At 68.9% G+C, this 22,657-nt stretch carries 22 protein-coding genes; 7 read left to right on the forward strand and 15 right to left on the reverse strand.

The features are described from left to right. Positions 1 to 175: 175 nt before the first annotated feature. From pstS to ACO6VK_RS14600, 6 genes are all read right to left on the reverse strand, one after another. Positions 176 to 1,195: a phosphate ABC transporter substrate-binding protein PstS gene (gene pstS, locus ACO6VK_RS14575; RefSeq protein ID WP_422508310.1), complete on the reverse strand. Its 1,020-nt coding sequence runs from the start codon at positions 1,193 to 1,195 to the stop codon at positions 176 to 178. A gap of 198 nt (positions 1,196 to 1,393) precedes the next feature. Continuing rightward, positions 1,394 to 2,176: a hypothetical protein gene (locus ACO6VK_RS14580; protein ID WP_422508312.1), complete on the reverse strand. Its 783-nt coding sequence runs from the start codon at positions 2,174 to 2,176 to the stop codon at positions 1,394 to 1,396. Between the two features lie 116 nt (positions 2,177 to 2,292). Continuing rightward, a complete protein-coding gene (locus ACO6VK_RS14585; RefSeq protein WP_422508314.1) occupies positions 2,293 to 3,504 on the reverse strand; it encodes an OprO/OprP family phosphate-selective porin in 1,212 nt (403 codons plus the stop codon). A gap of 181 nt (positions 3,505 to 3,685) precedes the next feature. Further along, positions 3,686 to 4,360: an endonuclease III gene (nth, locus tag ACO6VK_RS14590; RefSeq protein WP_422508316.1), complete on the reverse strand. Its 675-nt coding sequence runs from the start codon at positions 4,358 to 4,360 to the stop codon at positions 3,686 to 3,688. After that, entirely contained in the window at positions 4,360 to 4,719 is a 360-nt protein-coding gene (locus ACO6VK_RS14595) for a hypothetical protein (protein WP_422508403.1), read from the reverse strand. Before ACO6VK_RS14595 ends, nth begins: the two co-directional genes overlap by 1 nt. A 5-nt stretch (positions 4,720 to 4,724) precedes the next feature. Then, positions 4,725 to 5,507, reverse strand: coding sequence for an enoyl-CoA hydratase/isomerase family protein (locus tag ACO6VK_RS14600; RefSeq protein ID WP_422508318.1), 783 nt, complete (start codon positions 5,505 to 5,507; stop codon positions 4,725 to 4,727). 169 nt (positions 5,508 to 5,676) lie between these two features. On the opposite strand from ACO6VK_RS14600, the gene ACO6VK_RS14605 reads away from it, so the two are divergent. The 3 genes from ACO6VK_RS14605 to ACO6VK_RS14615 all read left to right on the forward strand — a co-directional run bounded on the left by ACO6VK_RS14605 (position 5,677) and on the right by ACO6VK_RS14615 (position 8,207). Then, the gene (locus ACO6VK_RS14605) at positions 5,677 to 6,378 is read left to right on the forward strand and encodes an FKBP-type peptidyl-prolyl cis-trans isomerase N-terminal domain-containing protein (RefSeq protein ID WP_422508321.1); all 702 of its coding nucleotides are present in this window, start codon (positions 5,677 to 5,679) and stop codon (positions 6,376 to 6,378) included. A 123-nt stretch (positions 6,379 to 6,501) separates the two neighbouring features. Further along, positions 6,502 to 7,305 (forward strand): CoA pyrophosphatase, encoded by an 804-nt coding sequence (locus tag ACO6VK_RS14610; protein ID WP_422508405.1) that lies wholly within the window; start codon positions 6,502 to 6,504, stop codon positions 7,303 to 7,305. After that, a complete protein-coding gene (locus tag ACO6VK_RS14615) occupies positions 7,302 to 8,207 on the forward strand; it encodes a sulfurtransferase (protein WP_422508323.1) in 906 nt (301 codons plus the stop codon). The genes ACO6VK_RS14610 and ACO6VK_RS14615 overlap by 4 nt, the downstream gene beginning before the upstream one ends. Positions 8,208 to 8,225: 18 nt before the next feature. On the opposite strand, the gene ACO6VK_RS14620 is transcribed toward ACO6VK_RS14615, so the two are convergent. Further along, entirely contained in the window at positions 8,226 to 8,804 is a 579-nt protein-coding gene (locus tag ACO6VK_RS14620; protein ID WP_422508325.1) for an N-acetylmuramoyl-L-alanine amidase, read from the reverse strand. 57 nt (positions 8,805 to 8,861) lie between these two features. On the opposite strand from ACO6VK_RS14620, the gene ACO6VK_RS14625 reads away from it, so the two are divergent. The 3 genes from ACO6VK_RS14625 (at position 8,862) to ACO6VK_RS14635 (ending at position 12,249) form a co-directional block, all read left to right on the forward strand. Continuing rightward, positions 8,862 to 9,392 carry a hypothetical protein gene (locus ACO6VK_RS14625; RefSeq protein WP_422508327.1) on the forward strand — a complete coding sequence of 177 codons (531 nt, stop codon included), beginning with the start codon at positions 8,862 to 8,864 and terminating at the stop codon, positions 9,390 to 9,392. Positions 9,393 to 9,552: 160 nt separating this feature from the next. Then, positions 9,553 to 11,697 (forward strand): bifunctional 23S rRNA (guanine(2069)-N(7))-methyltransferase RlmK/23S rRNA (guanine(2445)-N(2))-methyltransferase RlmL, encoded by a 2,145-nt coding sequence (rlmKL, locus tag ACO6VK_RS14630; RefSeq protein WP_422508329.1) that lies wholly within the window; start codon positions 9,553 to 9,555, stop codon positions 11,695 to 11,697. A 15-nt stretch (positions 11,698 to 11,712) separates the two neighbouring features. Then, positions 11,713 to 12,249 carry a GNAT family N-acetyltransferase gene (locus ACO6VK_RS14635; protein WP_422508331.1) on the forward strand — a complete coding sequence of 179 codons (537 nt, stop codon included), beginning with the start codon at positions 11,713 to 11,715 and terminating at the stop codon, positions 12,247 to 12,249. 42 nt (positions 12,250 to 12,291) lie between these two features. Here the strand turns inward: ACO6VK_RS14635 and ACO6VK_RS14640 are convergent, their stop codons facing one another. From ACO6VK_RS14640 to ACO6VK_RS14655, 4 genes are all read right to left on the reverse strand, one after another. Beyond that, positions 12,292 to 12,621 carry a DUF3325 domain-containing protein gene (locus ACO6VK_RS14640; RefSeq protein WP_422508333.1) on the reverse strand — a complete coding sequence of 110 codons (330 nt, stop codon included), beginning with the start codon at positions 12,619 to 12,621 and terminating at the stop codon, positions 12,292 to 12,294. After that, positions 12,618 to 14,240: a PepSY-associated TM helix domain-containing protein gene (locus ACO6VK_RS14645; RefSeq protein WP_422508335.1), complete on the reverse strand. Its 1,623-nt coding sequence runs from the start codon at positions 14,238 to 14,240 to the stop codon at positions 12,618 to 12,620. The genes ACO6VK_RS14640 and ACO6VK_RS14645 overlap by 4 nt, the downstream gene beginning before the upstream one ends. Next, positions 14,237 to 14,560, reverse strand: coding sequence for a DUF3649 domain-containing protein (locus ACO6VK_RS14650; protein WP_422508337.1), 324 nt, complete (start codon positions 14,558 to 14,560; stop codon positions 14,237 to 14,239). The genes ACO6VK_RS14645 and ACO6VK_RS14650 overlap by 4 nt, the downstream gene beginning before the upstream one ends. Before the next feature lie 130 nt (positions 14,561 to 14,690). Continuing rightward, positions 14,691 to 16,928, reverse strand: a complete 2,238-nt coding sequence (locus ACO6VK_RS14655; protein ID WP_422508339.1) for a TonB-dependent siderophore receptor — start codon at positions 16,926 to 16,928, stop codon at positions 14,691 to 14,693. Positions 16,929 to 17,255: 327 nt separating this feature from the next. Here ACO6VK_RS14655 and ACO6VK_RS14660 point away from each other — a divergent pair, with 327 nt between their 5' ends. Beyond that, on the forward strand, positions 17,256 to 18,485 hold the full coding sequence (locus ACO6VK_RS14660; RefSeq protein ID WP_422508341.1) for an aminotransferase class V-fold PLP-dependent enzyme: 1,230 nt from the start codon (positions 17,256 to 17,258) through the stop codon (positions 18,483 to 18,485). Positions 18,486 to 18,491: 6 nt separating this feature from the next. On the opposite strand, the gene ACO6VK_RS14665 is transcribed toward ACO6VK_RS14660, so the two are convergent. The 4 genes from ACO6VK_RS14665 to ACO6VK_RS14680 form a co-directional block, all read right to left on the reverse strand. Continuing rightward, positions 18,492 to 18,893 carry a DUF4124 domain-containing protein gene (locus ACO6VK_RS14665; RefSeq protein ID WP_411850502.1) on the reverse strand — a complete coding sequence of 134 codons (402 nt, stop codon included), beginning with the start codon at positions 18,891 to 18,893 and terminating at the stop codon, positions 18,492 to 18,494. A 98-nt stretch (positions 18,894 to 18,991) separates the two neighbouring features. Then, positions 18,992 to 20,284, reverse strand: a complete 1,293-nt coding sequence (locus ACO6VK_RS14670) for a DUF445 domain-containing protein (protein WP_422508343.1) — start codon at positions 20,282 to 20,284, stop codon at positions 18,992 to 18,994. A 30-nt stretch (positions 20,285 to 20,314) separates the two neighbouring features. After that, entirely contained in the window at positions 20,315 to 21,190 is an 876-nt protein-coding gene (locus ACO6VK_RS14675) for a plasmid replication/partition related protein (RefSeq protein WP_422508345.1), read from the reverse strand. A 92-nt stretch (positions 21,191 to 21,282) separates the two neighbouring features. After that, positions 21,283 to 22,635, reverse strand: coding sequence for an aspartate aminotransferase family protein (locus ACO6VK_RS14680; protein ID WP_422508347.1), 1,353 nt, complete (start codon positions 22,633 to 22,635; stop codon positions 21,283 to 21,285). Positions 22,636 to 22,657 lie beyond the last annotated feature (22 nt).

The following is a 22,657-nucleotide window of genomic DNA, read 5'->3' on the forward strand; positions in this document are numbered from 1 at the left end:
GGTTCCGGGCGAAGAGACCGAAAAAAAAAAGGCCGCGACTCCTCCGCCCCCCCCCCGGCGGCGGCAGGGGAGAGAGGACCTGCCGCCGCCATTGCCTTGTCCGGTGGTTCAGAAGCGTACCGACCACTGGCGATACCTGCCGGGGGTGGGTCACGACCGGGGTCGTGACGGCACCTCAATACTTCAGGTTCTGCGACCAGTAGGTCTCGATCTGCTTGACCAGGGTGTCCGGCAGCGGCACGTAGTCGAGCTGCTTGGCCTGGGCATCGCCGTTCTTGTAGATCCAGCGGAAGAACTCCTGGGTCGCCTTGGCGTTGGCGGCGTTCTTGGGCTGCTTGCGCACCAGGATGAAGTTGGTGGCGGTGATCGGCCACGCGTCGGCGCCCGGCGCGTTGGTCATGACCAGGTAGAAGTCCTTCGAGCTGGCCCAGTCGGCGCTGGCGGCCGCGGCGGCGAAGGAGGTGTCGCTCGGCAGGACGATCTTGCCGGCGGCGTTCTTCATGGCGGCGTAGGACATCTTGTTCTGCAGCGCGTAGGACAGTTCGACGTAGCCGATGCCGCCCTTGATCTGCTTGACGTACGCGGCGACGCCTTCGTTGCCCTTGCCACCGATGCCGACCGGCCACTGGACCGAGGTGCCTTCACCGACCTTGCTCTTCCACTCCGGATTGACCTTGGAGAGGTAGTTGACGAAGTTGAAGGTGGTGCCCGAACCGTCCGAGCGGTGCACGACGGTGATCTTGCCGTCCGGCAGCTTGACGCTCGGGTTCAGCGCGGCGATGGCCGGGTCGTTCCAGGTCTTGATCTTGCCCAGGAAGATGTTGCCCAGGGTCGGGCCATCCAGCTTCAGCGCGCCCGGGGCGATGCCGGCCACGTTGATCACCGGCACCACGCCGCCGATCACCGACGGGAACTGGGCCAGACCGGCCGAGGCCAGTTCTTCCGGCTTCAGCGGGGCGTCGGAGGAGCCGAAGTCCACGGTCGCCGCCTTGATCTGGGCGATGCCGCCGCCCGAGCCGATGGACTGGTAGTTGACCTTCTTGCCGGTGGCGGTGCTGTAGTCGGCCGACCACTTGGACATGACCGGGTAGATGAACGAGGCGCCCGCGCCGGTGACATCGGCGGCGTTGGCGGCAAACACGGACGACGCGGCGAGGACGACAACGGCGGCGCGCGACTTGAAGGCGTGGATCACGGGATGGCTCCTGGGATGGATGACGGTGCGGGGTGTCCCGCCCGGCGCCCATTCCATAACGGTTCGATGACAGCGCAGCGTCTGTCATATGACGCAACCGTGACAGGGTGCGGCACCGCCCTGCGACGCCCGGCGCAGTGACGTTGTCGGCGTCACAAAGTGCGCTGCGTCACGCAATTTCGCGCAGGGGGGTGCCCCTCAGTACGGGCTGAGCGCGTCCAGGACGGGGTACGCGGTGCCGTCATGGCGCAGCCGGTAGCTGCGCTGGATGGCCGGGCGTTCCGTGTCCACGCACTGATCGCCGCGCAGGGCGCTGCGTCGCTCCACCTCCCGTTCGCGGACGATCAGGTCGGCAAATCCGTGCGGGCGCGGCGGGCCGACCGCCAGGGTCCGCGCGATGGTGCGGAACTCGCCGGCGCACCGCGTGTCCCACTCGCCCTGGGCGATGTCGATGCTGATCGGCTGGGTCAGCATCTGCAGGTGGCCGGGCGCATAGGCGAGCAGGCGCAGCCGGGTTTCCGAATAGGGGTTGGGGCTGGACGAGCCCGTGAACCGGGTGCGCACGCCGAAGGTCCAGTGCGCGTCGTCGAGGCGGTAGCGGGCGGTATCCAGGGTGACGCCGTCGAAGCGGACGGCGTCGCTGTCGACCGCGCCACGGAGCACGCTCCAGGCACGCGGAGTGGCGCTGGCGGTGTCGACCACCATCAGCTCGAGGTCGCCGTCGGGCGCGTCAGGCAGGCTGTCGCGGTCGTTCCAGACCGGCACGGCCAGCAGCGTCAGTTCGGGATGCGCCGGCCAGATGCGGCAGGTGCCTGCGTAGGGCTCGCGGCGCCAGCCCGCGCGGTCGGGAAGCACGTCGGCGGGGCGTGCGGCGTAGGCATGCTCGATCACCGCGACGGCGTTCGTGCACTGCTGGGCGTGGGCGGCGGGAATGGCGGCTGCAAGCGCTAGCGCAGGCAGGAGCAGCAGGGTGGGGCGCATGGGGCCATCCGTGGGGAACGTGGCGCACAGCATACGCAGGCGGCACGGCATGCAGGCCCAACGAAAAGGGGCGCAGCCTGCGCTGCGCCCCTGGTGTTGCATTGATGCTGCAGGTCTTACCAGAAGAACTGCATGCGCGCTTCGAGGATGTTCGGGTCGTCGTTGACGAACGTACGCGAGGTCGCGTTGTACTTCTTGCTGTCCACCATCACGTAGTTCAGGGCGAACTTGGTGTTGGAGCGCCAGTAGTAGTTCACACCGACGGTCCAGATGTTCATCTTGCCACCCAGCACGCCGTCGACGATCGGCGGACGGCCGGCCACCGGGTTGGCGCTGACGTTGCCGTCGTTGAGGTCCATCTGGTCGTAGCGGGCGCCCAGCTGCCACATGCCGCGGCCCGGCTCGTCCGGCAGGCCGGTGGTCGGGGTGCCGCCCTTGTAGCCCCAGCTCTCGCCGGTGATGTTCCACAGGCCGCTGACGTAGAAGCCATCGCTGGTGTAGTTGTCGCGGGTGTAGCGCTTGGCCTTGCTGGTGTAGTACTCGGCCTGGGCCTTGAACGGGCCGCCGATGTACATCGCTTCGGCGCCCAGCGTGCTGACGCGGTCGGTGTCGACCATGTTGCCGCTGTCAACCAGACGTGCGGTGGCCAGGTCGGCGTTCGGACGGGCGCGCACACGCAGGGTGTCCGCGTCGGTGTCGTAGTCGACATAGCTCAGGCCGAAATGCAGCACCTGGCCCTTCTCGTTGATCGGCGCCCAGGTACCGCGCGCGCCGTAGCCGCTGCCGTGGGCCAGGTTGCGGGTCAGCTCGCGGCCGAAGGCGCTGGCAGTGACCGACCAGTTGTTGTCGCCGATGCTGTAGGCGGCGCCGAGGCGGCGGGCCACCGCGTAGGTGTTGGTGACCGTCGCCTTGGAGATGAAGTCGTTGTTCTTGGTGCTGGACAGTTCTTCCAGGCTGTTGGGCTGCTTGAACTGGCCGAACTGCACGAAGTGGTTGGCGTTGCCGGCCAGCTTGTACTTCAGGTTGGTGTCCAGGAATTTGTCGGCCTTGGCGTCGTAGCCCACCACCCATTCCACATTGCCCGGGCCCTTGCCCTTGAGCACCAGCTCGGCGCGACGCAGCTCGAACTCGCTGTCCTTGCCGTTGCCGGCATCGCCGCCGTTGAGGTCGGTCAGATCGTTGTCGAACCAGTTGCCGTCGGCCTGGACCAGGCCTTCGAAGGTGATCTCCGAACCGCCGATCACGTCGATGGCCACTTCAGCGTGAGCGGCCGGCACGAACAGCGCAGCCGCCACGGCCGCAGTAAGAAGTTGGCGATGCAGTTTCATGGAAAGGAGCCTTGCAGGCAGGTGGGAAGATGCTGCGCAGGCTAATTAGTGAAGATTGCGTAAATGTGACAGTTTCAGACAAACCGTCGTCCGCCGGACCCCGCGGCCCAGCAGGGCTTTCCATGAATGCCCGGCGCAGATGACCGCCGGGTTGCGTGCAGATGGCAATCGCCGCCGGGGTTCAGGCGGCGGTTTTTTCCTTGTACCGGCACAGGTCGCGGATCACGCACTGCGGGCAGTCGGGCTTGCGCGCCTTGCACACGTAGCGGCCGTGCAGGATCAGCCAGTGGTGCGCGTCGAGCAGGAACTCGGCGGGGATCACCTTGACCAGCAGGTCCTCCACCGCGCGCACGTCCTTGCCCGGCGCCAGCCCGGTGCGGTTGGCCACGCGGAAGATATGCGTGTCCACCGCCATCACGGGCTCGCCGAAGGCGGTGTTGAGCACCACGTTGGCCGTCTTGCGGCCCACCCCCGGCAGCGCTTCGAGCGCGGCGCGGTCGCGTGGCACTTCGCCACCGTGGTCGCGGATCAACTGTGCGCAGGTGGCGATCACGTTCTTCGCCTTGGCGTTGAACAGACCGATGGTGGCGATGTACTTCTTCAGGCCGTCTTCGCCCAGCGCGAGCATCGCCTGTGGCGTGCTGGCCACCGGGAACAGTTTGCGCGTCGCCTTGTTGACGCCCACGTCGGTGGCCTGCGCCGACAGTGCCACCGCGATCAGCAGCTCGAACGGCGTGCTGTATTCCAGCTCGGTACGCGGATGCGGATTGAGTTCGCGCAGGCGCGTGAACATCTCGATCACATCGGCCTTGGGCATGCGCGCGGCGCGCGGTGCCGCCTTCCTGATGACGGCCATCAGGCGCCGTGCCCGGCCGCGCGGGCCTTGGCGCGGGCAAGGATGGCCGCAGCCGCCGACGGCAACGCAGGCTTCGCATCCGGCGTGGTCGCGGCCGGTGCACGCCGCGCGTCGCGCTCGGCCGCACGGCGGCCCAGGCGGACCGCGCGCTGGCGGTAGCGCTCGCGTGCGGCCCACGCACGGGTGAGCTGCTGCTGGGCCTGCAGCAGGCGCGCGGGCAGCTCCGGATGGCCGGGCAGGCGGTGCGCATCGCCGGGCTGCGGCACGTAGTCCATCAAGCCGGCCGCGAGTGCGCCGTCGATGTCGTCGTCCAGCAGCAGCGTCAGCAGCCGCGCGGGCAGGGCAGGGTCGTTGGCCATCATGATCAGCGGTTCTGGAACACCGGCGGACGGCGGGCAAGGAAGGCGGCGGTGCCTTCGCGCATGTCCTCGGTAGCGAACATCAGCCCGAACTGCGCGGTTTCGTACGCCAGGCCTTCGCCCAGCGCGCACTCGCCGCCGATATGGACAGCGTCGAGGATGCCACGCAGCGCCAGCGGCGCCGCCTGCGCCAACTGCTGTGCCAGCGTCTGCACGCGCGCATCCAGCGCATCGGCGGGCACCACCTCGTTGACGATGCCGAACTGCAGCGCACGCGCGGCCGTGATCGGTGTGCCCAGCAGACACAGTTCCAGTGTCGCGGCGCGGCCGCACAGACGCAGCAGGCGCTGGGTGCCGCCGAAGCCCGGAATCAGCCCCAGGTTGATCTCCGGTTGGCCGACTTTGGCGGTTTCGGCCGCGATGCGCAGGTGGCAGGCCATCGCCAGTTCCAGGCCGCCGCCCAGCGCAAAACCGTTGATCCGGGCGATCACCGGCTTGGGCATGCGTTCGATGCAGCGCATCAATTTCTGCCCGAGCGCGGAGAAATCACGACCCTGAACCGCGCTGAGTCCGTTCATTTCGGCGATGTCGGCCCCGGCCACGAACGCCTTCGGACCCGCCCCGGTGAGCACCACCACGCGCACGGCCGGATCGGTCTCCGCCGCTGAAAACGCGCTGTAAAGCGCCTCCAGCGTCGCCCGGTCGAGGGCATTGAGCTTGTCCGGGCGGTTCACGGTGAGGGTGCGGATGGCGCCGTCATCGGTCACGGCGAGGGGGGAATCGGCCACGGCGGGGCTCCTGGAAAAACGTTAAAAAAAAGTGAGGTTGAACTCTTGAAACGAAGTCAGGTCAGAGCTTGCGTCGTTAGTGGCGGTTCAACGTTGCGGCGGCTATCCTAACCCGTCGCCTCAGGGCGGCCCAACGCGTCCTGAGTTACCACCCCTGGAGAAATGTTTGATGAAGTTGCGTTCTATCGCGGTCGCCGTCGCGGCCCTGGCCCTGACGGGCAATGCCTTCGCCCAGGACACCTCGTCCGAAAAGGGCAAGCTGAGCTATTACTTCGGTTACGACTACGGCAACAATCTGGCTGAGCTCACCTCGCGCGGCGAGCAGCTGGACATCAACTCGGTGGTGAAGGGCCTGCAGGATGCCTACGCCAAGAAGCAGCCGGCGATCACCGCCGAGCAGCTGAAGCCGGCCGTCGAAGCCTTCCAGAAGCGCGAGCAGGGTCGTGCGCAGGCCGCCAAGGCCGAGTACGACAAGGCCGCTGCCGAAAACAAGACCAAGAGCACCCAGTTCCTGGCCGCCAACAAGGCCAAGCCCGGCGTGCAGACGCTGCCGAGCGGCGTGCAGTACCGCGTGGTCGACGCCGGCACCGGCGCCAAGCCGACCCAGGCCAGCACCGTGCAGCTGGAAGTCGCCGGCCCGTACCCGTACGGCACCCGTCCGGCTGAAGCCCGCCCGGCGCAGCAGATCCCGGCAATGAAGGTCAGCGAAGTCGAAATGAAGGCCATGCGCGAAGCGCTGCTGCTGATGCCGGCTGGCTCGAAGTGGGAAGTGACGCTGCCGCCGGAACAGGCCTATGGTGCCGATCCGCGCACGCCGTTCCCGCCGAACGTCGCCGTGCAGTTCGAAATCAAGCTGATCAGCGTCAAGTAAGATCAGGCAGTCACAGAAACGCGCCGATGGAAACATCGGCGCGTTTTTTTTATCTGCAGCCACTGCGCGATCCGTGCTCTCGATCCAGCCTGCCAATCGCGCTACTGTTGCAGAGTGCAATCACTGGACGATCCCCCGCGTGCCAACCTCACCCCCTGCATCGGTATCTGCGCGCTGGACAGCGCCGATATCTGCGCGGGGTGTCTGCGCACCGTGGATGAAATCACCCGCTGGCGAACGATGAGCCGTCACGAACAGACCCATGTCATGCAGCACACGCTGCCATTGCGCGAGCAGTTGCGGCAGTCGCTGCGCGGTTCGCTGGCCGAACACGCGCGGTTGATGCGCGCGCTGCATCCGCTGGATGCGCCGCCGACCGGCGATGGCTGGAACCACAGCGAGCTGAGTGACCTGCTGCCCCCCGGCCCGCCGGTTGAAGCGGCAGTGCTGGCCGGCATCATTCCACGCGAAGGCGGTGCCCAGGTGCTGCTGACCCGGCGCACCGACACCTTGCGCCATCACGGCGGCCAGGTCGGTTTTCCCGGCGGACGCATGGAAGCGGACGATCGCGATGCCGTGGCCGCGGCAATCCGCGAAAGCGATGAGGAAATCGCGCTCAAGCACGATCAGGTGCAGGTGCTTGGCTACCTGGATCCGTTCGTCACGATCACCGGCTACCGGGTGATGCCGGTGGTGGCCGTGATCGACCCGGCATTCGTGGCCGTGCCGCAGCCGGACGAGGTGGCCGAAGTGTTCGAAGTGCCGCTGAACTATCTGATGGAGCCGTCCAACCTGCACCAGGTGGAGATTGACCATCGCGGCCGCATCCGCCACGTGCTGGAGTACGGCTGGCCGGGCCAACGCATCTGGGGCGCTACCGCCGCCATTCTCTACAACCTGCGTCGCCGCCTGGAGCAGACCGAATGACTTCCGCACCGCTTCCCTGGACCACCCTGGTCGATGTTGCCGCCCTTGCGGACGCCCTGCAGCAGGGCGAGGCGCGCGTGCTCGACGCGCGTGCCACCGCCAGTACCGCCGTGCGCGTGGTCGATGCCCGCTTCTCGCTGGCCGACCCGCAGTCCGGCGCGCAGGCCTATGCCCAGGGTCACCTGCCCGGTGCGCTGCATGCGGACCTCAACCGTGATCTGGCCGACATGGGCAAGCACGGCCAGGGACGTCACCCGCTGCCGGACAGCGCGGCGTTCGCCGCGCGGCTGGGGCAGTGGGGCATCGGGCCGGACACCCAGGTGGTGGTCCATGACGCCGGGGACGGCAGCATGGCCGCCGCGCGCCTGTGGTGGCTGCTGCGCCTGATCGGCCATCGCCGTGTCGCCGTGCTCGATGGCGGCCTGGCCGCCTGGCAGGCCGCCGGTCTGGCGCTGACTACCGAGGTGCCGGAGGTGCCCGCGCTGCCGCCGTACCCCGGCCAGTTCGATCGCAGCCAGATCGCCTCGGCCGGCGAAGTGGCGGCGCGCCTGAAGCATGCGCCCGGCTGGCTGCTGGATGCCCGGGCCGGCGAGCGGTTCCGTGGTGAGGTGGAACCGTTGGATCCGGTTGCCGGGCACGTCCCCGGTGCGGTCAACCGCCCGTTCGCGTTGAACGTCCACGACGGGCGCCTGCGGCCGGCGGCGGATCTGCAGGCCGCGCTGCGCCCCCTGATCGGTACCCACGATCCGGACCAGGTGGTGCTGATGTGCGGATCGGGCGTCACCGCCTGCCACCTGCTGCTGGCGATGGAAGTGGCCGGCCTGCAGGGCGCGCGCATCTATGCCGATTCGTGGAGCGGTTGGGTCGGCGATGCCAGCCGCCCGGTCGCCACCGGCCCCTGAGGCACCCACCGCCCGGCGTCAGGGGCGGTTCGCATCCAGCGGCTGCAGCGGCACCGCCGCCAACACCCTTGGCCACGGGAACAGCGGACCCGGATCGCGCTTGCGCGGCACGCGCCGCTCCGGGTCGTCGCTGGCCACTTCCTCGCGGGTATCCAGCCATTCGTGACCGGCGATGTGCCGCAGCGCGGGCAGCGCGTCGCACAGGTGCTGCAGCAGGTCGATCAGCGCGGCGATCTGCGCCTCGGTGTACGGCTCGTCCATTGCCTGGTGGCGTGAATCCAGCCAGTGCGGGTAGCGGCCGGTGTTGACCAGTTCGATGCCGATCGAGCGCGGGTTGTGGCCGCTGACATGGTGGGCGATGCGGTCCACCGCCACGTACTGGACGATGCGGCCATCGCGGTCGATGTAGTAGTGCCCGCTGTTGCCGCTGCCGCTGTCGTACAGCACACGCTCGCCGTAGTCGCGGGCCATCGCCAGGTCCGGCAGCTCGGTGCAGTGGATCACCACCAGATCGATGTCGGCCGGGGCGCGTTCGCCCAACCGTGCCACATAGGGCAGGGGCTGCAGGTCGATCGGGGGCGGGGCGCGGCCGGGCATGGCGCGATGCTAGCATTCCGCCATGAACGCTCATATCCAATCCTGCAGGGCGCGTGCATGAGCCGCGGCCACTGCATCCTTTCCCACGGGTTCGAAAGCGGTCCGGACGCCACCAAGGTGACCGCGCTTGCCGAGGTTGCCCAGCGCCTGGGCTGGACCCACGAACGCCCCGACTACACCGACCTGGACGCGATGCGTGCGGTGAGCAGCGTCGGCGACGTCCGCGCCCGCCTGCAGCGCCTGGCCGGCCTGGCGGCGGCAGCCGCCGCACGCGGGCCGGTGGTGCTGGCCGGTTCCAGCCTTGGCGCGTACATCTCGGCCATCGCCTCGCTGCAGGTGCCCACCCGCGGCCTGTTCCTGATGGTGCCGCCGACCACGATGGGGCCGATGCCGGCGCTGGACGCCGCCCCGGTGCCGACCAGCGTGGTGCACGCCTGGCACGATGAACTGATTCCGCCGGCACAGGTCATCGCCTGGGCACAGGCCCGCTCGGCGCGCCTGCTGCTGGTGGATGACGGGCATCGGCTGAACAACCACGTCGAGGTCTCGGCCAGGGCGTTCGAGGACCTGCTGCAGTCGCTGGAGTGAACTGGGGAGCCGGCCGGCGGCCGGCACTACCGGCAACACAGGCTCTCTGCCAGCCGGGCAGGGCCCGGCTCTACCGTACAATGGCCGTCCCGGCCCCGCGCCGGGCCGCTTGCCGTGCCCGGTGGGCACCCCCTTTCCGCTGACCTGCGATACCGATTCCGTGAAATTCTTTGTTTCCTGCGCCAAGGGCCTGGAGTACCTGCTCGCCGACGAACTGCTGGCGCTCGGCCTGGACAAGGCCACCGCCACCATCGCCGGCGTCAACGCCGAGGGCGAGCTGCCGCAGGCGCTGAAGGTGGTGCTGTGGTCGCGCCTGGCCAGCCGCGTGCTGTGGCCGCTGACCGAGTTCGACTGCCCGGACGAAGGCTCGCTGTACCAGGGCGTGTCGGCGATGGCGTGGGACCGGCACATCAGCCCCGAGCTGACCCTGTCGGTGGACGCGCACGTGTCCGGGACCGAGATCACCCACGCGCGCTTCGCCGCGCAGCGGGTCAAGGACGGCGTGGTTGACAGCCTGCGCGCCAAGGGCCTGGAACGGCCGTCGGTGAACACCGAGTTCCCCGATGTGCGCATCAACCTGTCGCTGCGCAAGGGCCGGGCAAGCATCTCCATCGACCTTGGCGGTGGCCCGATGCACCGCCGTGGCTGGCGCATGGCGCAGAACGAAGCGCCGCTGAAGGAAAACCTGGCCGCGGCCGTGCTGATGCGCGCCAACTGGCCCAAGATCCATGCCGAAGGCGGTGGCCTGCTCGACCCGATGTGCGGCAGCGGCACGCTGCTGATCGAAGGCGCGCTGATGGCCGCCGACGTCGCCCCGGGCCTGCAGCGCCACGGCAGCATTCCGCCGAGCCGTTGGCTGGGCTTCGACCGGGATGCCTGGAACTCCCTGATGGCCGACGCGCGCGCGCGAGAGACGGCCGGGCGTGCGGCACTCAAGCAGGTGATCCACGGCAGCGACATCGATCCGCATGCGATCCGTGCTGCCAAGGAAAACGCCGAGACCGCCGGTGTGGCCGAGGCGATCTGGTTTGGCGTGCGCGATGTGGCCGACATGCAGGTGCCGCCGCAGGAAACCGGCTGCGTGGTGTGCAACCCGCCGTACGACGAGCGGCTGGCCGCCGATGCGGTGCTGTACCGCCGCCTCGGCGATGCGCTCAAGCGCGCGGTGCCGCAGTGGCGCGCCAGCCTGCTGTGCGGCAGTGCCGACCTGGCCTTCGCCACCGGCCTGCGCGCCAACAAGAAGTACCAGCTGTTCAACGGCGCGATCGAATGCGCGCTGATCGTCTGCGATCCGATCGCGGTGCCGCAGCGCGAGAACGCCGGCCAGCCACGTGAGCTGAGCGAAGGCGCGCAGATGGTGGCCAACCGCCTGCGCAAGAACATCAAGAAGTTCAAGAACTGGCGTGCCCGCGAGGCGATCACCTGCTACCGCGTGTACGACGCCGACCTGCCCGAGTACGCCGCCGCGATCGACGTCTACGAAGAGGACGCCGGCGCGCGCCGCACCTTCCTGCACGTGCAGGAATACGCGGCACCGGCGACCATTCCCGATGTCGATGTGCGCCGCCGCCGCAACGAGCTGCTGTCGGCCGCGCGCGAGGTGTTCCAGGTGCCGGCCGAGCAGGTCGCACTGAAGTCGCGCGAGCGTGGCAAGGGCGGCAGCAAGTACGGCCGCTTCGAACAGCGCGGCGAGTTCGTGCTGGTGCGCGAGAACGACGCCCTGCTGCGGGTGAACCTGTTCGATTACCTCGATACCGGCCTGTTCCTGGACCACCGCCCGCTGCGCTGGCACATGGCCCAGGAGGCGATCGGCAAGCGCTTCCTCAACCTGTTCTGCTACACCGGCGTGGCCAGCGTGCAGGCGGCGGTAGCCGGTGCGGCGTCGACCACCAGCGTGGATCTGTCCGGCACCTACCTGCAATGGTGTGCCGACAACCTGGCGCTGAACGGCAAGGGCGGCAGTCAGCATCAGCTGATCCAGGCCGATGCGCTGGCGTGGCTGGAAGCCGAGCGGCACCGCTTCGACGTGATCTTCTGCGATCCGCCGACCTTCTCCAACTCCGCCCGCGCCGAGGACTTCGACGTCCAGCGCGAGCACGTCCGCCTGCTGCGGGCGGCCGTGGCACGGTTGAGCCCGGAAGGCGTGCTGTACTTCTCCAACAACTTCCGCCGCTTCAAGCTGGACGAAGAAGCGATCAAGGAATTTGCCGAGTGCAAGGAGATTTCCGCCGAGACCATCGGCGATGACTTCGAGCGCAACCCGCGCATCCACCGCGCCTGGGAACTGCGCCGCTACGGCGCGTGACGGAGAGGGGCTGACATGGACGACAGCCAGCTTCTCGCCGACGGACTGCTGCTGCGTCCGTTCGAAGATGGCGATGCCGCCGCGTTCGCCGCGGCGGTGCGGGAATCGGCCGACGGCATGCGGCGCTGGATGCCGTGGTGCTCCACCGACTACGGCGTGGAGCAGGCGCTGCAGTGGTTCCAGGCCTGCCGCAGCGGCCGCGCAGCGACCACGGCCTACGAGTACGGGGTGTTCGACCTGGCCACCGGCGCATTCGTGGGCGGTGCCGGGTTGAACGCCATCCGGCACGATCACCGGTTCTGCAATCTGGGGTACTGGGTGCGGCAGTCGCGGCAGGGCGAGGGCATCGCCACCCGTGTCGTGCGCGCGCTGGCGGTCCAGGCGTTCGGGCCGCTCGACCTGCAGCGGGTGGAGATTGTCGTGGCGGTGGGCAACCTGGCCAGCGAGCGCGTGGCGGTGAAATCCGGTGCGCTGCGCGAGGGCGTGGCGCGCAACCGCCTGGTCATCGACGGCCAGCCCGCACCGGCGCACGTGTTCTCACTGGTGCCCTGAGCGCCGCCACGGCGGCCCGCCCGCCGCGGCGGGCAGCAGGGCTCAGAACAGCGCCACCACCGCACCGATCACCGGCAGTGCCCACGCCAGGGGCACGATCCACCGCGGGCGGAACGGGTACAGGCCAAAGGCGATCAGCAGACCGCCGACGGTGAGCGCACCCAGCCACAGCACCGGGCCCAGGGCCCAGCCGTGATCGGCCACGCACAGGGCGAACGCCACCGTCACCAGCGTCCAACCGACCCAGCGCCACAGGCGCATCCGTGCCGGTGTGGCCTGCGCCTTGCCATGCAGGTCCAGCTGGTGCTTGTCCATCGCCAGCGACAGGGCGGTGAAGCCCGAGAAACACAGGGTAATGGCCAGCAGCATCATGCCGTGGCCTCCGCGGCGGCGGCGGCCTGCTGGCGGCGCTTCTTCTCGGCCGCGCTCAGGGCCGGCTGCCAGCGCTGCATGCGCAGGCCGCAGTACGCGAGCATCGCGCCGAAGGCGATCATGGTGAGGTCGAACCCGGCCAGCACCCAGTCGCCGCTGCGCAGGGTCACGCCCAGGTGCGCGTGGGTGGTCAATGCGTTCACCACCGGGATCAGCGCGAACATCGCCGCGCCCAGGTACAGCTGCCACGCCCACATCATCCGCTTGGGCCAGAGGAACGCGGCCAGCAGGGCGGCGCCCCACGCGTAGAAGAACACGTCGGCTTCGGCGGTCGACCGCTCGGCCATCTGCACCGGCAGCAGCCGGTTGCCCCAGAAGTACGCGGCGAAGGCGATCGGCAGGCCGGCCACCGCGCCGATGTTGAGTGCATCCACCAGGCGCAGGCCGAAGCCGATCTTGCCCGACTTGGCATGCTTGGGCCGCTCCTTGACCGCCCACAGCACCACGCCGCTGGCGACCATCAGGCAGCCGACCAGCCCGGACAGGAAGAACAGTGCACGCAGGCCCCAGTCGGCGAAGCGCGCCAGGTGCAGGCCGTACATCACGCCGCGGGTCTGGGTGGCGCCCCCGGAGGCCGGGCTGGCCTCGATCAGCGCGCCGGTTACTGCGTTGTAGCGCAGCGACGGCGTATCCACCGAGAGGCGCTTGCCGTCGCGCTGCTGGATGTCGATCACCGCATTGGCCGCGCCCGGGTGGTACAGGGTGAAGCCGCCCACGTCCGCGCCCTTCCATTCGGCGCGCGCGCTGTCCAGCAGCTGCTGGATCGGCAGTGCCACCGCACGCCCCTCGGACGGCGTATCGATGTCGGCCAGGCGCGCGAACGCCTCGCTGAAGAACGCGTCCTCATCCTTGGGGTAGGCCACGTTCACCCCCCACGGCAGGTACATGAACATCAGTGTCACGATGCCGGTGTAGGTGATCATCGCGTGGTAGGGCAGGGCCATCACCGCGCTGACGTTGTGGAAGTCCAGCCACGAACGCAGGCCCTTGTCCTTCCGGAAGGTGAAGAAGTCCTTGAAGATCTTCTTGTGGGTGATCACCCCGGTGATGATGGCCACCAGCATGAACATCGCGCAGAAGCCCACGAGGTAGCGCGCCCACAGCACCGGGATGTAGTGCAGGTCGAAGTGCAGGCGGTAGAAGAAGTCGCCGCCGCGGGTCTCGCGCGCGGCCACTTCCTGGCCGCTGCTGGGGTCCACCGTGGCATCGCCGAAGCGGCCGCCACCGCGACGGCGGCGCTTTTCGCCCTCGGCCGGGGGTTTGACCATCGATTCGGGATTGCGCCAGAACATGCGCATCGCCGGGTTGCGCGGGTCGGGCAGGGTCACGTTCCAGCTTTCGGCCTGGGGTGCCTTGTGCTGCAGGAAGGCGATCGCGCGTTCGGCCGCCACATCGGCGCCCACCGTGCTGCGCGGCAGCTCCGGACGCATCCAGCGGCTGATTTCCTCGCGGTAGTAGCTGGCCGTGCCGGCCATGAAGATCAGCAGCAGCAGCCACCCGACCAGCAGGCCGGTCCAGGTGTGCAGCCACGCCATCGATTGGCGGAATCCGTTTTTCATGCGCCCGCCCTCATCAGTACGGTGCCCAGCCAGAACAGTCCGGTGGGGATCAGGATGCCGACCCAGGCGCGCAGTGCGGTGCGCGTGGCGAATGCCCACAGGGCCGCACACGCGCACAGGGCGATGGCCACCAGCATGCCGGTCAGTACGGCCTGCCCGCGTGCGATGGGCAGCGCGACGGCGAAGAACATCGCGCACGTTGCCGCCAGTGCATAGCCACCGAGGATGGCGGCCAGCGAGCGCGACAGGACGCCCAGCCAGGGGCGGGCGAACAGGGCGGTGAAGCGGGTATGCCAGCTGGCGTTGGGCGTGCTGTCCACGGAAACCTGCAATAGCGAGTCGAACAACGGGCATCACCGGCCGCAGCCGGTGACAGGAAAAGGTGGCCGTCCGTGGCCGGGGCGGAACCGTGCCGGCATGAGGCCGGCAGGTCCGCATCCAATGCAGCGGTTACAGCTTCCAGCGCAGGGTCAGCCGCACATTGCGCGGTTCGCCCCAGTACACGCCGTCGTAGAACCCGACGTTGCTGTAGTACTTCTTGTCCAGCAGGTTGTTGATGTTGAGCTGTGCCGAGAAATTCTCGTTGAACTGGTAGCCGGCGAATGCGCTGACCAGGACGAACGCGTCCTGGGTGATCGGCGACTTGTAGGTCTTGCCACTCGTGAGGTAGTCGGCCGCCGGGCGGTTGGTCATGCGCCAGATCTCGCTCTGCCAGGTCACGCCGCCACCGAGCGACAGCTTGTTCAGGACCCCGCCGGGGCGCCAGCTGGTGTTGAGCCGGAAGGTGTCCACCGGGGTGCTCGTGTTCTGGCGCACACCCTGCTGGTTGCGGATGGTGGTGTGGGTGTACCCGGCCGACAGGCTCCAGTGCTCGGTGAGGCTGCCCTGTGCTTCCAGTTCCCAGCCCTTGACCTTGTTGCCCTTGCCGGTGGAACGGTAGGCGGTGCTGCCATCGGGCAGCGAGCCTTCCGGCACCGAATCGTCCACCTCGGCGATGTTGTCCTTCAGGCCCTTGAACACGGCGGCGGAGGTGTTCAGGCGGCCGTCGAGGAACTCGCCCTTGACGCCCGCTTCCCACATGTCGCCGACCACCGGCTCCAGATAGTCATTGTTCCTGTCGCGGTAGTTCTGCGGCTGGAAGATGTCGGTATAGCTGGCGTAGGCGCTGAAGTTGCCGCCGAAATCGTAGATCAGGCCCGCGTACGGGGTCAGCGAGTCGTCGGGCTTGTAGCCGCCACGACGGGTGCCGGTGAGGGTGCCGGCGCTGTCGCGGTCGTAGGTCCAGGTGCGCGTTTCCCAGCTGCCGTAGCGCGCGCCCAGCACGGCCATCAGCGGGTCGGCCAGCTGCAGGCGGGTGGCGATGTAGGCCGCGCGCTGCTTCAGCTCGTCCTGCGACTGCAGCCAGGAGTAGCGGGTGACATTCAGCGGGGCGACGTCGCCGGTCCAGTGGCGCCAGTCGGGCACCTTGTCGTAGCCGTTGGCGTAATCGATGTCGGAGGAATCCGGCACCTCGCCCTTGCGCACCGACTGGCCGAGACCGACCACCAGTTCATGCTCGCGGCCGAACAGCTGGAACGGGCCGCCGGCGTTGAGGTCGGCCACCTGCATGTCGCCGCGCTCGCCGAAGGCGCCGATGTAGGCGATCACGCCGCTGCCGTCCGGGCGCGGATAGCCGGCGGCGCCGTACCAGACGTTGCCTTCGGTCTCGCGCTTGGAGCGGGTGTAGCTGCCCTTGATCGACCAGCCATTGCCCAGCTGCTGTTCAACACGGGCGAACGCGGACTTCTCCACGATCGGCCAGCTGCTCCAGCGCGCCGACAGGTTGGTCGAGCGCGGCAGATTGGCCGGCTGGCCATCCACGCCCCAGTACGGCAGCACGCCCCAGGTGACGCCCTTGGTTTCCGGCGACTGGTACTCGTAGCCGGCTTCCAGCAGGGTGCTGTCGGTCAGGTCGGCCTGGACGATCGCGTAGAAGACGTCCTTGTCCAGCCGGTACACGTCGCGGAAGGAATCGCTCTGCTGCTTGGCCGCGACCACGCGGGCGCGCACCCGGCCGTCCAGTGCGATCGGACCGCCCAGGTCGACTTCCATGCGCTGGTTGCCCCAGCGGCCCAGGGTCAGGTTGGCGCTCATCGCCACGGTATCGGTCGGACGCTTGCGCACCATGTTGATCGTGCCGGAGGGGTCGCCGGCGCCGGTGGTCAGGCCGGTGGCGCCGCGCACCACTTCGATGCGGTCGTAGATCACGCTGTCGGTGTTGGTCTTGATGTAGCCACCGAAGGTGTTGAGCATCCCATCGACCTGGAAGTTGTTGATGTTGTAGCCACGCGACACATAGTTGATGCGTTCGCTGTCGGTGACCGCCACATGCACGCCGGTCACCTGGCCCATCACGTCGGACAGGGCGAACAGGCCCATGTCGTCCAGCCGCTGGCGGGTGACCACGGTGACCGACTGCGGGGTGTGGCGCAGCGACAGGTCCAGCCGGGTCGCCGTGCGCGCCTGCTTGACCGTGTATGCGTTCGGTATGTCGCCCTTGGCGGTGACCTTGACCGCGTCCAGCGTGGTGGCGTCATCGGCCGGTGCGGTCTCTGCACGGGCCTGCAGCGCGGGCAGGCCGAGTGCGGTGACCAGGGCGAGGGCCAGCAGGGACGGGCGGGGCAACGGCGAAGCGGGCGTAGCGATCATGGTAGCGGCGGTTCCAGGCGTAAAAGGTGTCAGGCAATCCATTGCGGGCCACGCCTTGCGCGACGCACGCGACAACGTGATGGAGCAGGCACGCCTGCATCGCCCGTCTTGCCGCTGCCGGGCACGGGGACGCTGCCGTTGGCGGCACACCCGGGGACGGAAGCGAATGGGGGTGGGGCAGTACACGGGGCGAAGCCAGCCGGTGCGAATCGCGCGGCACTGGCCTGGTGGGCTGGGCGTACAACCAGTGCGTGAATGATAGTCATTATCATTTCGTTCGACAAGCGTTATCAATTCGTTCGATGGCGACGCTGCGATACTGTGCGGATGGATGCTTGCGAATGGCTCGACCGTGCCGACCTGCCAGACCCCGCCGGGCGCGCGCCCGAGGACCTGGCTGCCGATGACCGCTGGTGGCGACAGGTGCAGGCGCTGTACGACCTGGACGATACGGTGGTGATGCTCGACAACGGGTACTGGGGCGCGATGGCGCGGCCGGTGCTGCAGGCCTACCAGGCCTGGACCGGGCGGGTGAACGCGGGCAACGCCTGGTTCGGGCGGCGCGCGTTTCCGCCGCTGCTGGAGCAGGCGCGCGCACAGGTGGCGCGGATGCTCGGCGTGGACCCCGATGAAATCGTGATCACGCGCGGTGCGACCGAGGCCATGCAGGTGCTGATCGCCGGGTACCGCCGGCTCGCGCCGGGCGACACGGTGATGCATGCCGACATCGACTACGACAGCATGATCACCGCCATGCAGTGGCTGGGCGAGCGGCGCGGCGTGCGCAGCGTCGCGATCACGATGCCGGAGCCGTTCACCCATGCGGCGGTGCTGGAGACCTATCGGCAGGCGCTGGCTGCGCACCCGCGCACGCGGCTGCTGCTGTTGACCCACGTCAACCATCGCAACGGCATGCTGCTGCCGGTCGCGGACATCGCCGCGCTGGCCCGTGCCGCCGGGGTGGAGGTGGTGCTGGATGCGGCGCACGGCATCGGCCAGGTCGATACGTCGCTGCCGGCGCTGGGCGTGGCGTTTGCGGGCATCAATCTGCACAAGTGGATCGGCGCGCCGGTCGGGTTGGGCGCGTTGTACATCCGCCGCGACCGCATCGCCGACGTGGCCCCGTACCTGGGCGAGCACGACGACGGCCGCATCGACGCGCGGGTCCACACCGGCACGCTCAACTTCGCCGCGTGCCTGGCCCTGCCCACGGCGCTGGCCCTGCATGCGCGGATCGGCGTGGCCAACAAACGGGCGCGGCTGCTCCGGCTGCGCAACCAGTGGCTGGATGCGCTGCGTGGCGATGACCGCATCGAACTGCTGGCCTCGCCGGACCCGCGCCTGTCCAGCGCCATCGCCGCGTTCCGCCTGCGCGGGGAAACCACGATGGCGGCCAACACCGCCACCGCCGAGCGCATGCTGCGCGACCACGGTGTGTTCGTGGTCCCGCGCGAGGGCCTGGCGTCGGGCGCCTGCCTGCGCGCCACCCCGGGCATCTTCACCCCGCCGGCGCAGATCGAGGCGCTGGTGGCCGCGGTACGTGCGGTGGCCGGCTGAGGCGGGTCAGCGCGCCGCGCAGGCCTGGCGTACCGCGTCGTTGATGCGCTGCGGGGCCTTCTGCCCGCTGAGGGTTTCGGCCAGCTCGCGGCGGAACCGCAGCTCCTCGCATTTCTCCGGATCGGCGGCGCCATCGATCACCGTGCCGCGGATCGGCGCGGCCGTGCGGCCGGCGTCGGCCTGCATGCGACGGCGCGCGTCGTACAGCTCGCGCTGCGCGCGGCTGCGCTCTTCCCAGCTGAGCTTGGGGTCCTTGATGATCGGCCGGGTCACGCCGGTGTCCTGATCGGCCGGGCACGGCACCGACTGGTAGATGGTCTGTCCGTTGGCCGCGCATTTGTAGATGCGCCCGGCCTCGGCGTTGCCCGCCAGCGCGCACAGCGCCAGCAGCACGATGGTGTTGCGCATGGATCCCCCCAGGCAGGCCACTCCGGCCCTGAATGCGCCGCAGAATACGTGAGCTGCGGCACAAAAACACCCGGTCAAAGCGTCAAGTGCGCCGTCCGCTACCAGTGCAGCCAGACGGTCAGGGCGTGCAGGAGCAGGCCGATCAACCCGCCGACCAACGTGCCGTTGAAGCGGATGAACTGCAGGTCGCGGCCGACGCTCAGTTCCAGCTGTTCCACCAGGTGGCGTTCGTCCCAGCCTTTCACGGTCTGCGCGATGTGCTGGGTGACGCCCTCGCGCAGGCGGCTGGTGAGGCGTTCGGCGCCGTCCATCAGGTGCTGGTTGAGCGCCTCGCGCAGGGCCGGGTCGTCCTGCAGCGACTGCCCGACCGCGGCCAGGCTGCGGCGCAGGTGGCCGGCCAGCGCCGAGTCCTCGCTGGCCAGGTCCTCGCGCAGGCTGGCATGGATGCGCGCCCACAGGCCCTGCACGTACTCCTGTACGGCGGGGTGGTCGATGATCTGCTGCTTGAGGTCCTCGACCCGCGCGGCCAGTGCCGGATCGGTGCGCAGGCGCTGGATGTACTCGCCCAGCCAGACTTCGTAGTCGCGCCGCAGCGGATGCTCCGGCTGCGCCAGGATCTGCTGCAGCTCGGCCAGCACCGCATGCGCCAGCCGTTCGGCCAGGCTGTCGCCGATCTCATCGATGGGCTTGACCCAGTTGACCGTGCTGGCCAGCTTGGGCCACTCGCGCTGGATGTAGCGCACGATCAGTGCCGACGCGCGCTGCTTGACCGCTTCGTTGCCCAGCCAGTCGCCGACCCGGGTCAGGCCCTCGTCCAGCACCCGCTGGTGCCGGTTGTCGGCGGTCAGCAGGCCGAGCAGTTCGCCCGCGGTGGCGGCCGCGTTCCATTGCCGCAGCTGCTGGATCACGAAGGCCTGGATACTGCGCCGGACCGCCGCTTCGTCGAGAAAATCCAGGGCCTGCAGCGCCCAGCCGCGTGCCATGTCGGCCAGCATCCGGGCCCGTTCGGGCTCGGCCAGCCAACTGCCGAGCCGGCTGGCCGGGTCGAACACCTGCAGCCGCGCCAACAGCGCCTGCGGTTCCAGGAACTGGTCGCGCACGAACACCGCCAGACTGTCGGCGATGCGGTCCTTGCTGTGCGGGATGATGGCCGTATGCGGGATCGGCAGGCCCAGCGGGCGGCGGAACAGGGCCACCACCGCGAACCAGTCCGCCAGCGCACCCACGGCGGCGGCTTCGCAGAACGCGCCGACCCAGGCCCAGACCCCGCGCTCGCCCATCCAGTGGCTGAGCACGAAGCCGGCCAGCATCGCCAGCAGCATCGCCAGCGCGATCAGTTTGAGGCGGCGCAACTGGGCGCGGCGCGGGTCGGGGGGCGAAAGGGGCGTCATCCCCGCAGTCTACCCAACCGCAGCACCACTTCAGGCCTCGGCCAGCTGCCTGCGCAGCGCGGCCAACTGCTGGCGCAGGGTGTCGTTCTCCAGCGTCAGCGCGATCACCCGCTGGCGCAGCTCGGCCGGGCCTTCGCCCAGCGCGGTCAGCGCATCGGCGATCTCGGCTGCGCGGCTCGGGTCGGCGTCGGCGTCGCCGTCGGCGCTGTGCAGCACCTCCTGCGGCGGCTTGCGCGGCTTGCGCTTGGCCTCGCGCACGCGCTTGGCGGCCTGCTTCAGCTCGTCCTTGCCGGCGGCGGCGGCCGCGCGCTGCTCGTCTTCGGGCAGCGCGGCCACGGCGGCGGCGGCGCTGATCGAGATCACGCCGGTCTTCACCGCTTCCACCAGTTCCGGCGCGGCCTGCTTGTGGATGCGCTCGATCATCGTGACCTGGCTGTTGCTCAGGCGCGCTTCGCGGGCCATCTCGGCGCGGCTGACCTTCGGTGCCGGTGCCCACGGCGGGCTGTCGGCATCGTCGGCCGCCTCATCGGCAGGGGCCGTGCCATCGCTTTCCTTCTGCAGCTGCGCCTGTTCCAGGCGGTGGCGCTCGGCCAGGATGTCGCGCTTGCGCAGGGCCAGCACGCCGCGCTGGAAATCCGAGACGCTGCGGCGGCCCAGATGCTGTTCGATCATCCACAGGTGCACATCGTCCATCGACTGGAAGCGCGTGTTCTGCACGGTCTGGAACGGCAGGTCGTGCTTGCGGCAGATGCCGTAGCGGTTGTGGCCGTCCACCAGCACATCGCCCCACAGCACCAGCGCATCGCGGCAGCCCTCGGCCAGGATGCTGCGCTCCAGTGCGTCGTGCTCGTCCGCGGTCAGCGGGTCGATGTAGGCCTTGAGTTCTTCTTTGACGACAATGTCCATGCAATCCGATACGCGAGCCAAACGTGACCGACCATTGTAGTGCCGGTCGCCGGCCGGCAACCTGATCGAGATGAACCGCGCGGGGCTTGACATCACCCGGTGGCGCGGATCGCCTCGCCCAGGATGTCCGCGATGCGGTCGATCTGCGCCTTGTCGATGATCAGCGGTGGCGACAGGGCGATCACATCGCCGGTGCAGCGCACCAGCAGCTGCCCGTCGCGGAAGCAGCGGTCGAACACGTCATACCCCCGGCTGCCCGGGGCGTCCTTGCGCGGCGCCAGCTCGACCGCGCCGATCAGGCCGAAGGTGCGGATGTCGATCACGTGGGGCAGGCCGCGCAACCCGTGCAGGCGGGTCTGCCAGTACTCGCCCAGTTCGATCGCGCGCTGGAACAGGTGTTCTTCGGCATAGGTGTCCAGCGCCGCCAGCGCCGCCGCGCAGGCCAGCGGGTGGCCGGAATAGGTGTAGCCGTGGAAGAACTCGATGGCCGCCGGCGGTCCCTGCATGAAGGCCGCGTGGATCGCATCGCTGGCCAGCACCGCGCCCATCGGTACCGCCCCGTTGGTCAGGCCCTTGGCCATCGTCAGCAGGTCCGGGGTGACCCCGAACCGCTGCGCCGCGAACGCGTTGCCGACCCGGCCGAAGCCGGTGATGACCTCATCGAACACCAGCAGGATGCCGTGCTGGTCGCAGATTTCGCGCAGCCGCTGCAGATACCCCGGCGCCGGCAGGATCACGCCGGCCGAGCCGGCAATCGGTTCGACAAATACCGCTGCGATGGTGGAGGCGTCGTGCAGGGCGATCAGCCGCTCCAGGTCCTCGGCCAGCTCGGCGCCATGCCGGGGCAGGCCGGGACTGAACGCATTGCGCTCCAGGTCCAGGGTATGGCGCAGGAAATCGCTGCCGGCCAGCAGCGGGCCGAAGGTCTTGCGGTTGTTGGGCAGCCCGCCGATCGACAGGCCGCCGAATCCCACACCGTGGTAGGCCTTCTCGCGGCCGATGAAGCGGGTGCGCTGCCCGTCGCCGCGCAGGCGATGGTAGGCCAGCGCGATCTTCATCGCGGTGTCGACCGCTTCGGAGCCGGAGTTGGTGAAAAACGCATGGTTCAACGTCGCCGGCGCCAGGGCGGCCAGGCGCTGGGCCAGCACGAACGGCAGCGGCGAGCCCATCTGGAACGGCGGCGCGAAGTCCAGCGTGGCGGCCTGCTGCTGGATCGCCTGCACGATGCGCGGCCGCGCGTGGCCGGCGTTGCAGCACCACAGCCCGGCAGCGCCGTCCAGGATCGGGCGGTCGTCGACATCGTGGTAGTACATGCCCTCGGCGCGCACCAGCAGGCGGGGCGCCGCCTTGAACTGGCGGTTGGCGGTGAACGGCATCCAGTACGCGTCCAGATCGGCCGGTACCTGCCGGGACAGCGCGCTCAGTGACGATTCGGAACGAGGCATGGCGGCTCCGCAGGGTCGTGAT

This window comes from Stenotrophomonas sp. GZD-301, assembly GCF_049310345.1.
GTDB lineage: Bacteria > Pseudomonadota > Gammaproteobacteria > Xanthomonadales > Xanthomonadaceae > Stenotrophomonas.

Bases quoted from the DNA above. Each gene is read 5' to 3' on its own strand.
- ACO6VK_RS14680 (WP_422508347.1), bottom strand. From the start codon at position 22,635: ATGCCTCGTTCCGAATCGTCACTGAGCGCGCTGTCCCGGCAGGTACCG.
- ACO6VK_RS14595 (WP_422508403.1), bottom strand. From the start codon at position 4,719: ATGGCCAACGACCCTGCCCTGCCCGCGCGGCTGCTGACGCTGCTGCTG.
- ACO6VK_RS14605 (WP_422508321.1), top strand. From the start codon at position 5,677: ATGAAGTTGCGTTCTATCGCGGTCGCCGTCGCGGCCCTGGCCCTGACG.
- ACO6VK_RS14615 (WP_422508323.1), top strand. From the start codon at position 7,302: ATGACTTCCGCACCGCTTCCCTGGACCACCCTGGTCGATGTTGCCGCC.
- ACO6VK_RS14640 (WP_422508333.1), bottom strand. From the start codon at position 12,621: ATGATGCTGCTGGCCATTACCCTGTGTTTCTCGGGCTTCACCGCCCTG.
- ACO6VK_RS14580 (WP_422508312.1), bottom strand. From the start codon at position 2,176: ATGCGCCCCACCCTGCTGCTCCTGCCTGCGCTAGCGCTTGCAGCCGCC.
- ACO6VK_RS14675 (WP_422508345.1), bottom strand. From the start codon at position 21,190: ATGGACATTGTCGTCAAAGAAGAACTCAAGGCCTACATCGACCCGCTG.
- ACO6VK_RS14665 (WP_411850502.1), bottom strand. From the start codon at position 18,893: ATGCGCAACACCATCGTGCTGCTGGCGCTGTGCGCGCTGGCGGGCAAC.
- ACO6VK_RS14670 (WP_422508343.1), bottom strand. From the start codon at position 20,284: ATGACGCCCCTTTCGCCCCCCGACCCGCGCCGCGCCCAGTTGCGCCGC.
- ACO6VK_RS14660 (WP_422508341.1), top strand. From the start codon at position 17,256: ATGGATGCTTGCGAATGGCTCGACCGTGCCGACCTGCCAGACCCCGCC.
- nth (WP_422508316.1), bottom strand. From the start codon at position 4,360: ATGGCCGTCATCAGGAAGGCGGCACCGCGCGCCGCGCGCATGCCCAAG.
- ACO6VK_RS14655 (WP_422508339.1), bottom strand. From the start codon at position 16,928: ATGATCGCTACGCCCGCTTCGCCGTTGCCCCGCCCGTCCCTGCTGGCC.
- ACO6VK_RS14645 (WP_422508335.1), bottom strand. From the start codon at position 14,240: ATGAAAAACGGATTCCGCCAATCGATGGCGTGGCTGCACACCTGGACC.
- ACO6VK_RS14620 (WP_422508325.1), bottom strand. From the start codon at position 8,804: ATGCCCGGCCGCGCCCCGCCCCCGATCGACCTGCAGCCCCTGCCCTAT.
- ACO6VK_RS14635 (WP_422508331.1), top strand. From the start codon at position 11,713: ATGGACGACAGCCAGCTTCTCGCCGACGGACTGCTGCTGCGTCCGTTC.
- ACO6VK_RS14585 (WP_422508314.1), bottom strand. From the start codon at position 3,504: ATGAAACTGCATCGCCAACTTCTTACTGCGGCCGTGGCGGCTGCGCTG.
- ACO6VK_RS14625 (WP_422508327.1), top strand. From the start codon at position 8,862: ATGAGCCGCGGCCACTGCATCCTTTCCCACGGGTTCGAAAGCGGTCCG.